At 72.8% G+C, this 14,001-nt stretch carries 13 protein-coding genes; 6 read left to right on the top strand and 7 right to left on the bottom strand.

Annotated features, from left to right (window positions below; genetic code table 11):
• The first annotated feature begins 48 nt into the window (after positions 1-48).
• Together J3A75_RS25195 and J3A75_RS25190 are read left to right on the top strand one after the other, a co-directional pair.
• Complete coding sequence (locus tag J3A75_RS25195) at positions 49-228, top strand: DUF1328 domain-containing protein (protein WP_010685332.1); 180 nt, start codon at positions 49-51, stop codon at positions 226-228.
• A gap of 10 nt (positions 229-238) precedes the next feature.
• Entirely contained in the window at positions 239-1,093 is an 855-nt protein-coding gene (locus tag J3A75_RS25190; protein ID WP_071000019.1) for an SDR family oxidoreductase, read from the top strand.
• Positions 1,094-1,119: 26 nt separating this feature from the next.
• Here J3A75_RS25190 and J3A75_RS25185 read toward each other — a convergent pair whose 3' ends face one another.
• Both J3A75_RS25185 and J3A75_RS25180 read right to left on the bottom strand, forming a co-directional pair.
• Positions 1,120-1,518: a nuclear transport factor 2 family protein gene (locus tag J3A75_RS25185; protein WP_029361192.1), complete on the bottom strand. Its 399-nt coding sequence runs from the start codon at positions 1,516-1,518 to the stop codon at positions 1,120-1,122.
• A 33-nt stretch (positions 1,519-1,551) separates the two neighbouring features.
• Positions 1,552-2,286 carry an SDR family oxidoreductase gene (locus tag J3A75_RS25180; RefSeq protein WP_071000018.1) on the bottom strand — a complete coding sequence of 245 codons (735 nt, stop codon included), beginning with the start codon at positions 2,284-2,286 and terminating at the stop codon, positions 1,552-1,554.
• A 107-nt stretch (positions 2,287-2,393) separates the two neighbouring features.
• Here J3A75_RS25180 and J3A75_RS25175 point away from each other — a divergent pair, with 107 nt between their 5' ends.
• Positions 2,394-3,353, top strand: coding sequence for a LysR family transcriptional regulator (locus tag J3A75_RS25175; protein ID WP_071000017.1), 960 nt, complete (start codon positions 2,394-2,396; stop codon positions 3,351-3,353).
• A 34-nt stretch (positions 3,354-3,387) separates the two neighbouring features.
• On the opposite strand, the gene J3A75_RS25170 is transcribed toward J3A75_RS25175, so the two are convergent.
• Positions 3,388-4,347, bottom strand: a complete 960-nt coding sequence (locus J3A75_RS25170; RefSeq protein WP_071000016.1) for a cation diffusion facilitator family transporter — start codon at positions 4,345-4,347, stop codon at positions 3,388-3,390.
• A 161-nt stretch (positions 4,348-4,508) separates the two neighbouring features.
• Here J3A75_RS25170 and J3A75_RS25165 point away from each other — a divergent pair, with 161 nt between their 5' ends.
• Entirely contained in the window at positions 4,509-4,946 is a 438-nt protein-coding gene (locus J3A75_RS25165) for an HIT family protein (protein ID WP_024829143.1), read from the top strand.
• Between the two features lie 16 nt (positions 4,947-4,962).
• Here J3A75_RS25165 and J3A75_RS25160 read toward each other — a convergent pair whose 3' ends face one another.
• From J3A75_RS25160 to J3A75_RS25150, 3 genes are all read right to left on the bottom strand, one after another.
• On the bottom strand, positions 4,963-5,373 hold the full coding sequence (locus tag J3A75_RS25160) for a PilZ domain-containing protein (RefSeq protein ID WP_012320686.1): 411 nt from the start codon (positions 5,371-5,373) through the stop codon (positions 4,963-4,965).
• Between the two features lie 378 nt (positions 5,374-5,751).
• Positions 5,752-5,982 (bottom strand): hypothetical protein, encoded by a 231-nt coding sequence (locus tag J3A75_RS25155; RefSeq protein WP_012320685.1) that lies wholly within the window; start codon positions 5,980-5,982, stop codon positions 5,752-5,754.
• Positions 5,983-6,097: 115 nt separating this feature from the next.
• A complete protein-coding gene (locus J3A75_RS25150; RefSeq protein ID WP_071000015.1) occupies positions 6,098-8,197 on the bottom strand; it encodes an NAD(+) synthase in 2,100 nt (699 codons plus the stop codon).
• Positions 8,198-8,639: 442 nt separating this feature from the next.
• Between J3A75_RS25150 and J3A75_RS25145 the strand changes: the two genes are divergently transcribed.
• The gene (locus J3A75_RS25145) at positions 8,640-11,936 is read left to right on the top strand and encodes a DNA translocase FtsK (RefSeq protein WP_071000014.1); all 3,297 of its coding nucleotides are present in this window, start codon (positions 8,640-8,642) and stop codon (positions 11,934-11,936) included.
• A gap of 277 nt (positions 11,937-12,213) precedes the next feature.
• Positions 12,214-13,122, top strand: a complete 909-nt coding sequence (locus tag J3A75_RS25140) for a LolA family protein (protein ID WP_024829146.1) — start codon at positions 12,214-12,216, stop codon at positions 13,120-13,122.
• 12 nt (positions 13,123-13,134) lie between these two features.
• Here the strand turns inward: J3A75_RS25140 and J3A75_RS25135 are convergent, their stop codons facing one another.
• Complete coding sequence (locus J3A75_RS25135; RefSeq protein WP_043074271.1) at positions 13,135-13,869, bottom strand: lysophospholipid acyltransferase family protein; 735 nt, start codon at positions 13,867-13,869, stop codon at positions 13,135-13,137.
• Between the last annotated feature and the right edge of the window lie 132 nt (positions 13,870-14,001).

Genomic DNA, 14,001 nt, shown 5'->3' with positions numbered 1-14,001 from the left:
GAGGCAGCAGCATCAGGCCCCGCGCCGGGGCGCAGCCGGAGTGACGCCATGACCCTTCTGAAATGGGCCCTCATCTGCTTCGTGATCTCGCTGATCGCCGGCGGTCTCGGCTTCACCGGCATCGCCTCCGGCGCCGGCTCGCTGGCCCGCATCCTGTTCGGCCTGTTCCTGCTCATCGCCATCGTGATCGTGGTCATCGCTTTCGCGGTCGGCCAGGCGGTGTTCTGAGGCCGGCGCGGTGCGCGGCACGGTCTGCCTCGTCACCGGGGCGACCGGCGGCATCGGCTACGAGACGGCCCTCGGCCTCGCGCGCCTCGGCGCGCGGGTCGCCATCGTCGGGCGGGACCCCGGGAAGCTGCAGGCCTGCGCCGACCGAATCCGCGCCGCGGTGCCCGGCGCCGCCGTGGAGCCGCACCGCGCGGATCTGTCCGCGCAGGCCGAGATCCGCCGGCTCGCCGGGGCCCTGCGGTCGGCCTATCCGCGCCTCGACGTTCTAGTGAACAATGCCGGCGCGATCTTCGACCGGCGCACCCTGACCGTCGACGGGATCGAGCGCACCTGGGCGCTCGACCATCTCGGCTACGTGCTCCTGACCCTCGAACTGCTCGACACGCTGAAGGAGTCGGCGGCGACGGGCGGGAAGCCGCGGATCGTCAACGTCGCCTCCGCGGCCCACTACCGGGGGCACATCGACTTCGACGACGTCGAGGGCGCCCGGCGGTACCGGGCGATGGGCGCGTATGCCCAGGCCAAGCTCGGGAACGTGCTGTTCACCTACGCGCTGGCCCGACGGCTGCGGGGCAGCGGCATCACGGTGAACGCCGTCCATCCGGGGGTGGTCAATACCGGCTTCGCCAAGAACACCGGCGGGCTGCTCGGCGCGGCCTGGGCGCTGATGCGGCCGTTCCTGATCACGCCCGAGAAGGGCGCGCGGACCTCCCTCCGCGTGGCCAGCGATCCGGGCCTGGACGGGGTCACCGGCCGATACTTCTCCCACGGGCGACCGAAGGTCTCCTCGGCCGAGAGCCGCGACGAGGCCGTCCAGGAGCGGCTCTGGGCGCTGAGCCTCCGGCAGGTGGGCCGGAGCGACTGACGCCCGACCGTTTCGCGGCGCCGGTCTCAGGCGACCGGCGGGTCGAGCAGCACCCAGAGCCGTCCGATCCTGCCGTCCACGATCTCGGCGACGTCCGTCCCGGTGACCGCGATCGGCCCGCCCTCCGGGCCGGCTTCCCAGCGCAGCGATCCCATTCCGTGGTGCCCGACAGCCCTGCCGACGGGCCTGAAGCGGAAGGTCGGCCCGAACCGGTCCAGGAGCGCCCCGGCGACCGCGCCGATGGCCGCCCGCCCGCGCACGACATTGTCCGGCTCGAACAGGATCGGCTCGGCCACGTAGAGCTGGTCCAGGGCGGCCGCCCGCACGACGGCGTCCCGCTCGTTGAAGACCCGTTCCAGGTTGGCACGCAGCAGCCGGTCGTGGTCGGGCTCCGCCGCCGGTACGGCCGCCGTGATGTCGGACATCGCGCTTCTCCTTCGACGTGGGCGATCGGCCGCTCAGATCAGGCGGCCGCCGCCGTCGATGTGGAGGGTCTCGCCGTTCATGAAGCCGTTGCCCATCAGGAAGACGACGGCTGCGCCGGCCTCCTCGGCGGTGCCGAGGCGTCGCTGCGGCAGCCTCTCGGTGAGCCCGGCCACGTAGGCGTCGCGGTGGGCGCCGAGCGTGCGGGCCAGGAGCGGGGTGTCGGTGGTGCCCGGCGAGAGCGCGTTCACCCGCACCGGTGCGAGTTCGAGGGCAAGGCCGCGGGCGAAGGCCTCCATCGCGGCCGACGCCGCCGCCAGCACGGCGGTCCCCTGGGCGCTCGGGCGGTCCGCCAGGGCGCCGGAAATGAGCGTGACCGATCCGTCGCCGGCCAGCCGGTCGCCGAGGGCGCGCAGGGCGTGAACCGCGGCCCAGATCCGCTCGTCGAAGGCCCGCTTCAAGTGGTCGACCTCGGCCTCGCGGATCTTGCCGGCCACGAAGGTGCCGGCCAGGAGCGCGAGGTGATCGACGCGGGGAATATCGGCCAGGGCGGCCGCGACTGCGTCGGGCCGCGTCACGTCCGCGGCGCGCCAGCCGGCGAAGCCGTTCTCCGCCGCGACGCGCTCGGCGCCCGCCGCGTCGCGGCCGACCACGATGACCGCCGCACCCGCGGCCTTGGCCTGGCGGGCGGCCGCCAGGCCGATGCCCGATGTGCCGCCGAAGACCACGACGCTGCGGTCCTGGAGGGTGCTGCTCAGGGCGGGAAACATGGCGGGAAACCTTGCCGCTCGGCGCCAGGGTGGCGGCGAGGGACACAAGATTGGAGCGGCGCCTTCGCCTTGATAATCGGGCCGCAATTCGTTTCAGTCATGCCGTCATGGAACAGATCGGCCTCGACCGGCTGACGGGCATCGTCGCTTTCGCCCGCTCCGCCTCCCTCGGCAGCTACTCGGCGGCCGCCCGGTCCCTCGGCATCTCGCCCTCGGCGGTGAGCAAGAGCGTGCAGCGGCTGGAGGCGCGGCTCGGCGTGAGCCTCTTCACCCGCACGACGCGCTCGCTGACACTGACGCCCGAGGGGCGCGACCTGCAGGAGCGGGCGCTGCGACTCCTGCGCGAGGCCGAGGCGATCGAGCAGGCCGCGGTCGCGGCGCGCTCCGAGCCTGCCGGCACCCTGAAGGTGGCGGCATCGATCCCGGTCGGTGTGCACCTGCTCGGGCCGGCCCTGCCGCGGTTCCGCGCCCGCCATCCGAAGCTGTCGGTCGACCTGCGCCTGAGCGACCGCTTCGTGGACCTGATCGAGGAGGGCATCGACGTCGCGATCCGAGTCGGCGAACTCGCGGATTCCCGGCTGGTCTCGCGGCGCCTCGCCCCGCACCGGCTCGGCGCCTTCGCCGCGCCCGTCTACCTGGCGCGGCGCGGCACGCCGCGGCACCCGGACGACCTCGCCCACCACGACTGCGTGAACTTCCGCTTCCAGAGCACGGGCCAGGCGCTGCGCTGGCCGTTCCAGGTCGGCGGCCGCCGGATCGAGTTCACGCCGCATGCCGGCATCGTCGCGGATTTCAGCGACGCCGTCGCGGCGGTGCTGGTGGCCGGCGGCGGCATCGGCATCTCGCCGACCTACATCGCCGCGCCGCACGTCGCCCGGGGGGCGCTCGTGCCGGTCCTGCAGGATTTCGCGGTCGACCGCTCGGTCTTCACGGCGCTGTGGCCGGAGAGCCGGCGCGGCAATCCGAACGTGAAGGCGTTCCTCGCCTTCCTCGACGAGGTGTTTCCGTCGCCGGCCCCCTGGGACGGCGTGCGCCCGCCGCCGCCGATGCGCGGGGAGGATGCCTGACAGAGATCCGCACTCGCCGGCGAGGCGGGCGTGCTCAGGCCGCCGCCCGCACCGAATGATCGCCCTGCTGCTGGATCTCGATGAACACCCGGGTCACGTCGGGGCTGCGCGCCTTCAGCGCCCGGTCGAGGCGCGTGACGAGGCTCTCGACCTCGCCGGCGCTGAGATCGTCGGTCATGTCGATGCTGAGATTGACCAGGATGTCGGAGGGGCCGAGGTGCTGGGTCAGCACCTCGTTGACGTGGAGAACGCCCGGCTCGGCGCGGACCAGCTCCGAGATGGCCACGACGACCTCGGGATCGGCCGCCTCGCCGATCAGCAATCCGTGGGTCTCGACCATCAGGAACGCCGCCATGCCGATGAGCACGAGGCCGATGCCGACCGACGCCCAGCCGTCCAGGCTCGGCATCTCCAGAAGGTGGGACAGGGCCACACCGGCGAGCGCGATCAGCAGGCCGATCAGGGCGGCGGTGTCCTCCGCGAGCACCGTGAACAGGGTCGGATCCTTGCTACGCCGGATCGCCCGCACGGCCGAGTGCTTGCCCTTCTCGGCCCAGAACTGGCGCATCGCCACGAAGAAGGACGTGCCTTCCGCCGCGATGGCGAAGCCCAGGATCGCGACGTTCACCCAGAGGCCGGGCAGCCGGTAGCCGAACAGCTCGGCATCCACGTCCGGCTCGGGATGGCGGACCCGCTCGATCCCCTCGTAGACGGCGAACAGACCGCCGCCGAGGAAGATCATCAGCGCCACCACGAAGGCGTAGAAGTAGATCTCGCGACCGTAGCCGAACGGGTGGCGGGCATCGGCCGGGCGCTTGGCCCGCTTCATGCCGACGAGGAGCAGCACCTGGTTCGCCGTGTCGACCACCGAGTGCACGCCCTCGGCGAGCATGGCGGTCGAGCCTGTCAGCGCCCCGCCCACGAACTTCGCCGCCGCGATGGCGAGGTTGGCGCCCGCCGCCGCGTAGATCGCTCCCGTGCTCTCGTGCGCCATCCGGAACTCCCTGCGCGGTCTGTGGGACGCCGGGCCGTCGGACCCCGGCACGGCGCCGCCGCCGCGGCGATGCAAGCGTCGCGGCGGGCCGGTTGTTCCCGTGTGGACGCGGGCGGGTACCCCGTGCAACCTGCGGCCGCTCAAGGAGTCCCGGAGGCAGCATGGCCGACGCCCGCTACGATCCCGACAACATCTTCGCCAAGATCCTGCGCGGCGAGATCCCCTGCCACCGCGTCTACGAGGACGCCCACACCCTGGCCTTCATGGACGTGATGCCCCAGGGCGAGGGCCACACGCTGGTGATCCCGAAGGCGCCGGCCCGCGGCCTGCTCGACGCCGACCCGGACTCGCTCGCCGCGCTGATGGCGAGCGTCCAGAAGGTCGCCCGCGCCGTGAAGGCCGCCTTCCGGGCCGAGGGTCTGACCCTGTTCCAGTTCAACGAGCCGGCCGGCGGCCAGACCGTGTTCCACCTGCACGTCCACGTCATCCCGCGGCGCGAGGGCGTGCCGCTGAAGCGCCACGAGGGCGGGATGGCCGACAACGCGGTCCTCGCCGAGCACGCCGCGCGCATCCGCGCGGCGCTCGAGTCTCAGGCCTGACGCTCAGGCCCGGGACTCAGGCCGCGCTCGCCGAATCGCCCGACTGGGCCATGCTGGCGAGCAGCCGGCGCAGGGCGGCGTTCTCGGTCTCGAGCTCGCTGATGCGCTTCAGCAACAGGGTCACGGAGGCGTCCGTCGCAGCCGGATCGGGCGAGGCCGGCGCGGTGCCGGCCCGGGCCGGCACCTCGAAGGTCACGCCGATGCCGTCCTCACGGCGCCAGCGCAGGGTGGCCCGGTAGGTCCGGTCCTTCTGGGGGATGTAGAGATCGAACGCGTCCGGGAGCGTGGTGGCCTCGCTCATCACGAGGCGCGCGCCGGTGGGGGACATGTCGCGCACCAGGCAGTCGAGGCTCGACGACCCGTTGTTGAAGACGACGCGCCCCTTGAGGAAGACCCTCTGGCGCGTCTCTCGGCGGTGCTCCGACATGCGGGCGGCTCCGGACAGCTGACGGTTCCGCGAAACCTGCACGCCAGCCCTTAAGGAATCTTGGTCGCGATCGCCGAGTCGAGGCCCGCTACAGGGCTCGAGACCGATGACGGGCCGCCGCCACGATTCCGGGAAAGGGAGTCCGCGTCCCGGGCCGGTCCGACTTACGCCCGATGACTTCAGTAATGTCGTCTCCGCGCCGATCATCCCGCCGGCGTCCCGCGCGCCGTGACGGGCGGGGTGGGGGCCTGTCGGGGCTCCCGGGAGCGGAGGCCGTCGGATCGCGCGTGATCGGTCCGGACGCGCGGCTCCGCCCGCGCGCCAGGGTTGAGCCCCGGGGCGTCCCGCCGGAGACGACGCGCGACGGCCGCATCCTGCTCAGGCGATGAAGCGCCGGTCCACGGTCTGGAACAGGTAGAAGCCGTTGAAGCGCACTGCGGTGTCGGCGGCCCGCCCGTCGAAGTCGAGGGGTTGCCGGCTGCCGTCGCAGAGCTTGCCGCCGAAGGTCCAGCGACCCGCGCCGATGAAGGGCGGGACCGTGCTGGCTTCCGGCACCGCGCAGCAGAGGCCCTCCTCGCCCTTGAGCTGGAACAGGTTGTAGCTTCGCATCCGAAGTCCTCCGCCTGGCCGCCCTCGAAGCCAATTTTCCCAATACAAGATCTTGCATTGCGAAGAATCGGCTTGACCGTGCTCATAATGGCACAATCGGTCGAGTTTGTGACGGTCAAGTTTCAGGGACGTTTCGGTTCAACTCGTCGATCCAGATCCGCGCCGACCCGTCGGAGGGCGCGCGCCAGTCGCCCCGGGGCGACAGGGAGCCGCCGGCCGAGACCTTCGGCCCGTTCGGGAGCGCCGAGCGCTTGAACTGGCTGAAGCCGAAGTAGCGGGTCAGGAACACCCCGAGCCAGCGGCGGATCTCCGGGAGATCGTAGGCGACCCGCTTGGTCTCCGGGAAGTCCGGCGCCCAGGTGCCGCGCTCCCGGTCGCCCCAGGCGTGGAGCGCCAGGAAGGCGATCTTCGAGGGCCGGAACCCGTAGCGCAGCGTGTAGAACAGGTTGAAATCCTGCAGCGCGTAGGGGCCGATCGTGCCCTCCGTGCTCTGCGGGCTGTCGTCCTGGTCCACCGGCACGAGCTCGGGGGAGATCTCGGTGTCGAGGACGGCCTGGAGGGTGCGGGCCTCGGCCGCGCCGACCTCGCCGTTGCCGATCACCCAGCGGATCAGGTGCTGGATCAGCGTCTTGGGCACGCCGGCATTGACGGCGTAGTGGCTCATCTGGTCGCCGACGCCGTAGGTGCACCAGCCGAGTGCCAGCTCCGACAGGTCGCCAGTGCCGACCACGATGCCGCCCGCGTGGTTGGCGAGCCGGAACAGGTAGTCGGTGCGCAGGCCCGCCTGCACGTTCTCGAAGGTGACGTCGTAGACCGCCTCGCCCCTGGCGAATGGGTGGTTCATGTCGGCGAGCATCTGCTTGGCGGCCGGGCGGATGTCGATCTCGGCCGCCGTGCAGCCCAGCGCCTTCATGAGCGCGTGGGCGTTGGTCTTGGTCGCGTTCGAGGTGGCGAAGCCCGGCAGCGTGTAGGCCAGGATGTCCGAGCGCGGGTAGCCGAGGCGGTCGAACGCCTTGGCGATCACGATCAGCGCGTGGGTCGAATCGAGGCCGCCCGAGACGCCGATGATGGCCTTGCGGGTGCCGGTGGCCTCCAGGCGCTTGGCGAGGCCGGCGACCTGGATGTTGTAGGCCTCGTAGCAATCCTGCGCGAGGCGCGACGGGTCGGCCGGCACGAACGGAAAGCGCTCGATCCGCCGGATCAGGCCGAGATCGGCCTCCGGCGGGCCGACCCGGAACGGCACCCGGCGATAGGGCAGGGTGTGGCCGCGCGCGTCGTCGTCGAAGCTGCCCGCCTGCAGGCGCTCCTGGGCGATCAGGTCGAGGTCGATGTCGACCAGCGTCGTCACCGGCTTCTCGGGGAAGCGCTCGCCCTCCGCGAGGCGCACGCCCAGCTCGTCGATGCTGGTCTGGCCGTCCCAGGACAGGTCGGTGGTCGATTCGCCCTGGCCGGCCGCCGCGTAGACGTACGCGCAGGCGCCCCGCATCGAGGCCGCCCGGGAGAGGAGCGCCCGCGACTCGGCCCGGCCGACGGTGATCGGGCTGCCCGAGAGATTCGCCAGCACGGTGGCGCCGGCGAGCGCCGCGCGCATGCCGGGGGGCTCCGGCACCCACAGATCCTCGCAGATCTCCACCCCGACCACGAGGCCCGGCAGGTCCTCGGCGGGGAACAGCAGGTCGGTGCCGAACGGCGCGTCCCGACCGGCGACCCGGACGGTCTCGCCGGCGATCCCGGCGCCCGAGGCGAAGTGGCGCTTCTCGTAGAATTCCCGGTAGTTCGGCAGGAATGTCTTCGGGACGACGCCGAGCAGGCCGCCGCCCTGGATGGCGAGCGCGCAGTTGTAGACGCGGTGTCGCCAGCGCAGGGGCGCGCCGACGAGCAGCAGCGGCCGGAGATTGGCCGATTCGGCGATCACCCGGGCTGCGGCGGCCTCGACCGCGTCGAGCAGCGTCTGCTGCAAGAGCAGGTCCTCGATCGCGTAGGCCGAGAGGCCGAGCTCGGTGAAGACCGCCAGCGCCGCCCCCGAATCGTGGCAGGTCCGGGCGAGGTCGAGGATGACGTCGGCGTTGCGCTCGGGCTCGGCCGGATGGCTGCGGCCGGTGCAGGCCGCGACCCGGGCGAAACCGTGGCGATAGAGGGAGCGGAAGCGCGCCGGCGATTCGGAGGTGGCTGGAGACACGGGCACCTGTCCGGATGAGGGGTGGCTGCGGGTCATATAGGGGATGCGGACTGTCGGGGGCGCGGAGCCTGCCCGCACTCTAGCCCGTTCTCGACGTCATCCCGAGAGACCGCGCCGCGGCGCCTCGGGGACCAGATCTCGATTTCCGGTACATCGCGCGACGTTCCCTCGTGATTCCGCGGCCAAACTGGCCCCGGAGGCGGTGACGGCGCGGTCGCGGCGACGCGGGGTCCGGCCGGATGGCCGGGCCGATCGCCCCGCATGGTTTCCGCGCCGCGGCCGGTGGCAAGCCTCCATTAACGACGAATGGCCTAACTCAGGAACAGCCGCCGCGCGTCGGCGGATCCCTGTTTCGAGTATCGTCTGAGAACCCATGCGCGCATCGGGACGGCCTCCGTACTCCCACCGTGACCCCGCCCGCCCTGTCCGCGGCGGCGACCGCTCGGGCCTCTCCCTGGGAGCCCTGGCGCACCGGCTGATGGCGCTCCGCGCGAGCCTCACCCGCCGCCTCTCCGGCTCTCCCGCCGGCCTGCCCGCCCGCCCGTCCTACGGCGCGCCCGGGCGCCGGGCGGAGCCGAGCTGGCTCACCCCGCCGGGCGCGATGGTCGGCCGCGAGGGCTCCGAGCGCGCCGCGCGCGCCGCGGCGCCCGAGCCGCACTGGCCGGCCCAGGTCTTCGACGACCGGGCGAGCCTCGACGTCCTGGACGGTCCGGCCCTCGAGAGCCGGATCGACCGCAGCGCCTCCTCGCCGGGCGTGCTGGTGCGCCAGCCGCGCCGTCCCGCCGCCATCGCCCCCGACTACGCGCCGGCCGCAGCTCCAGCCGCTGGACATGTCGCCGGTCACGTCGCGGCCCCGGTCCACGCGTCGGCTCCGGCCGCCGCCCCCTCGGCCGTGCGCTACACCCGCACCCCCGATTCGGTCCTGCAGGAGCGCCGCCAGCGCGCCCTGGAGGCCGAGCGCGTCGCCCTGGAGCGCGCCCGCGCCGAGGCGCAGGCCGCCGCTCTCGCCCTGGAGACCGAGCGGGCCGCCCGCGAGGAGGCCGAGCGGGAGCGGATCGAGCGCGCGCGGGTCGCCGCCGAGGAGGCCGAGCGTGCCGCGCCCGTGCCGGCGCTGCCCGAAGCCTCGGCGCCGGACGCGGAGCCGGTGCCCCTGTGGCGCCAGCCCTTCGTCGCGCCGCCGGGCGTCCGCTTCTTCCGCACGCCGGACCGCCGCCCGGTCCGGCCCGCGGTCGAGCTGACCGCCTCCACGGCGGCGATCGCTCCGGTCGCGGCCGCGCCGGTCGCCGCCGCGCTGGTCGAGACGGTCGCCGAGGCCCCGGCCCGCGACTGGTCGGACCTGCCGGACTGGTCCGAGGTCCAGCCCTGGTTCGACGGCGGCGACTGGTCGTCCGTCGATGCCTGGTCGGCCCTGGAGGCGCCGCCCGCCGAGGTCGCGCCGACCCCGGCCGCCGTCGCGGCGCCGGCGGCGTCCGACGAGCGCTTCGTCTCGATGCCGCTCGACGTCTCGCACCTGCGGTCGCTGCCGCCGCGGCCGGTCTACGTGCTCGATCGGCTCGTCCGGTTCGACCAGCCGCCGCGCCCGGCCGACGGGCAGGATAACGGGACGGAGGCCGGACCGCGGATGGAGGAGGCCGCCACGATTCGGAGCGCCTTCCTGCCGCCCGTCGCGCCGACGGCCGCGTCCGGCCTGTCCCTGGTCTTCGGCCCGGGCAGCGCCGCGGCCGAGCCTCCGGCCACGCCGGTGTCCGAGGCGCCCCGCCGCGCGCCGGCTCTCAGCGCCATGGCGGCCCGGGCGGCGATCCGCGCGGCCGGTCAGCCGAGCGTCGTCCCGCCGGCGCCACCGGCCCAGCCCGAACCCGCTCCCGCCCCGGTCTCTGCCGCTTCGGTCGCCGCGCGCGCCGAGGTGGAGCGCGTGGTGATCCCGATGACGCCGCGTCCGGTCCTGCTCCGCGGCAAGCTGGCGCCGCAGCCGGAGCCGGTCGAGGCGGACGTCGAGGCCGAGGCCGAGCCGGCCGCGGCTGCCGTCGAGGCGGTCGAGGTCCCGGCGCTGCCGGCCCCCGCGCCGGCGTCGGTCCCCCTGGTGGCGCCCCGTGCGCACCTGATCCCCGCCGGCCGCCACCTCGAGATCGCGCCGATCGAGAACGCCGATTACGAGCTGCCGTCGCTCGAACTGCTCGCCCTGCCGGCGCCGGGCGGCAGCGAGGAGGTCGACGCCGACGTGCTGGAGCAGAACGCCCTCAACCTGCAGCAGACGGTCCAGGATTTCGGCGTGCGCGGCGACATCCTGGCGGTGCGGCCGGGCCCGGTCGTCACCCTCTACGAGCTCGAGCCCGCCCCCGGCACCAAGTCCAGCCGCGTGATCGGCCTGTCGGACGACATCGCCCGGTCGATGTCGGCGGTCTCGGCCCGCGTCGCGGTCGTGCCCGGCCGGAACGTCATCGGCATCGAGCTGCCGAACGAGACCCGCGAGACGGTGTACCTGCGCGAGCTCCTCTCGTCGGCCGACTTCGCCGAGAGCAAGCACAAGCTGGCGTTGTGCCTCGGCAAGAACATCGGCGGCGAGCCGATCATCGCCGACCTCGCGCGCATGCCGCACCTGCTGGTGGCCGGCACCACCGGCTCGGGCAAGTCGGTGGCGATCAACACCATGATCCTCAGCCTGCTCTACCGGCTCAAGCCGGAGGAGTGCCGCCTGATCATGGTCGACCCGAAGATGCTGGAGCTGTCGGTCTACGACGGCATCCCGCACCTGCTCTCCCCCGTGGTCATCGATCCGAAGAAGGCGGTCATCGCCCTCAAGTGGGCCGTGCGCGAGATGGAGGAGCGCTACAAGAAGATGGCCAAGATCGCCGTCCGGAACATCGACGGCTACAACGCCCGCATGAAGGAGGCCCGCGACAGGGGCGAGACCATCACGCGCACGATCCAGACCGGCTTCGACCGCCACACCGGCGAGGCGGTGTACGAGGACGAGGCGATGGACCTGGCGCCGCTGCCGTACATCGTGATCGTGGTCGACGAGATGGCCGACCTGATGATGGTGGCCGGCAAGGACATCGAGGGGGCGATCCAGCGTCTGGCGCAGATGGCGCGGGCGGCGGGCATCCACCTGATCATGGCCACGCAGCGGCCGTCGGTGGACGTGATCACCGGCACGATCAAGGCGAACTTCCCGACCCGGATCAGCTTCCAGGTGACGAGCAAGATCGACAGCCGCACGATCCTGGGCGAGATGGGCGCCGAGCAGCTTCTGGGCCAGGGCGACATGCTGTTCATGGCCGGCGGCGGGCGCACGACGCGCGTGCACGGGCCGTTCTGCTCGGACAGCGAGGTCGAGAGCGTGGTCGCCCACCTCAAGCGCCAGGGCCGCCCCAGCTACCTCGACGCCGTCACCGCCGACGACACCCCCGAGGAGCCCGCCAAGGAGGGCGGCCGGTCCGGCCGGGGCTCCAAGGCCGCCGCGGCCGACAAGGCCGAGCGGTCCGACGAGCCCGAGGAGGAGGCCCCCGTCTTCGACATCGGCGCCTTCGCGGCGGCGACCGGCGGCGAGTCCGACGACCTCTACAAGCAGGCGATCGAGGTCGTGCTGCGCGACCAGAAGGCGTCGACGAGCTACATCCAGCGCCGCCTGCAGATCGGCTACAACCGCGCCGCCTCCATCATGGAGCGGATGGAGATCGAGGGCATCGTCGGCCCGGCCAACCACGCCGGCAAGCGCGAGATCCTGGTCGCCGGGGCGACGCACAGCTCGGCCGGGATGTACGACGACGAGTGACAGGCTCCGTCCCGGGCCGCCCCCCTGCGCGGCGGCCCGGGCGTCGCATCTTCGCCACAGGCCGGGGTTCTACAGGGCCTGCGAAACCCGCCCCGTCCTCGCGAGCGGAGCGACGCAACCCAGGGCAGCGCGACGTCGACGCGCGCGGCGCACCTGGATTGCTTCGCTCCGCTCGCGAGGGCGAAGGGGCACCGAGACGTCTGCGGCAGCCCGCCAACTTATGTTCCGCCCCGTTTGCCGCCGGAGCTTGCCCGCGGTGCCCCAGGAGATTCTGCCGATGATCGGCCGCCGCATCCGCACAGCCGGCTCCGTGATCGCCGCCGGGCTGTGGCTCGCGACCGCCAACCCGGCCCACGCGCAGGTCGGCGCCTTCATCGACAGCCTGTTCGGCCACAAGGAGGAGCCCGCTCCACAACCGGAAGCCGCCCCGGCGGCGCCGGCGCCGGCCAAGAAGCCCGCGCCCAAGGCCAAGGAGGCGAGCAAGGAGGCGAAGCCCGGCAGCGCCAAGTCCGGCAAGGGTGGCGACAAGGCGAGCGACAAGGCGGACCACAAGGCGCCCGAGCCGAAGGTCGCGGCGGTGGGCGCCCCGGCGGCGATCGTCACCGGCGACTCGGCCGATCCCGCCACGCTGCTGGCGCAGGCCAACGCCTACTTCAACGGCATCAACACCCTGTCGGGCAACTTCGTGCAGATCGGCGCCGATGGCCGCCGGATCGGCGGCAAGCTGACGCTCGCCAAGCCCGGCCGTCTGCGCTTCGACTACGACCAGCCCTCGCCCCTGGAGGTGGTCGCCGACGGGACCTCGGTGGCGGTGCGCGACCGCAAGCTCAACACCCAGGACCTCTACTTCATCGCCCAGACGCCGCTGAAATTCCTCCTGCGCGAGAAGATCGACCTCGCCCGCGATCTCACCGTCACCGACGTGGCGAGCGATCCGGGCAGCGTCCGCATCAGCCTGGAGGACCGCGCCACCCTGGGCGGCACCTCGAAGATCCAGCTGTTCTTCGATGCCGAGATGAAGACCCTGTCGCAGTGGCGGATCACCGACCCGCAGGGCTACGTCACCACGGTGACGCTCTCGAACCTGCAGAAGGGCAAGAGCGTCGACGGCAGCCTGTTCTTCATCAATTACGGGCGCTCCGAGGACAAGGCGATGCAGCAGCAGATCCAGCAATCGCAGAAGTGACGGGGGCGCCCCTCAGGAGGCGCCGAGCCCGGCCGCGCCGCCGGGCCGCCACCGGTTCAACTCCCGATCGATCGCGCCTTCCGTCCCGTGCAGGAACTCCGCGGTCGGCAGGCCGGGAGCCAGGGCGGCGAGGTAGCTCACCACCACCGTGCCGGACCGGGTCGCCGCGCCCCCGGGCCAGAACAGGCCGGAGTTGAGCGCCACCGGCACCACCGGCAGGCCGAGCCGGCCGTAGAGCAACTCGACGCCGCGCTTGAAGCGCAGCGGCTCGCCGATCGCGCCGCGGGTGCCCTCGGGGAAGATCAGCACCGACCGGCCCGCCGCGACCGCCTCCCGACCGCCGTCGATCATGGTGCGCAGGGCCTGGGTGCCCCTGGCCCGGTCGATGACGATCATCGGCGAGCGCCGGAGGAACCAGCCGACCACCGGGATCGCCAGCAGTTCCCGCTTCGCGACGATCGCCACGTCCGGCACCAGGACCAGGAAGGCCAGGGTCTCCCAGGTCGACTGGTGGTTGGCGACGATCAGGCAGGGCTCGTCCGGCAGGTGCTGGCGGCCCTCCTCGACGTAGCGCAGCCCGACGATCCGCCGCAGCCCGCCCAGGATCCCGCGCGCCCAGAGCCGCGTCGCCCGGCGGATCGGCCGCTGCGGCGATCCGGACAGGAGGAAGATCGCCAGCGGCGCGAGGAACAGGGTCGTCCAGGCGGCCCAGTAGACGGCGAACAGGAGCGAGCGGGCATGTGCCATGGCGGGCCTCGACGAGGGGCCCGGGACAGGGCAGGGCCCGGGCATAGCGCCTGCCGGTCGATCGCGCACGGCCTTTCGCCCGGCAAACGGTGAGCGGACTGTCGCGGGCCGCGAAATCGGCTATCGGAGCGC

This window comes from Methylobacterium sp. PvP105, from assembly GCF_017876975.1.
Taxonomy (GTDB): Bacteria; Pseudomonadota; Alphaproteobacteria; order Rhizobiales; family Beijerinckiaceae; genus Methylobacterium; species Methylobacterium radiotolerans.
This window is presented reverse-complemented; position numbering and strand designations above follow the sequence as displayed.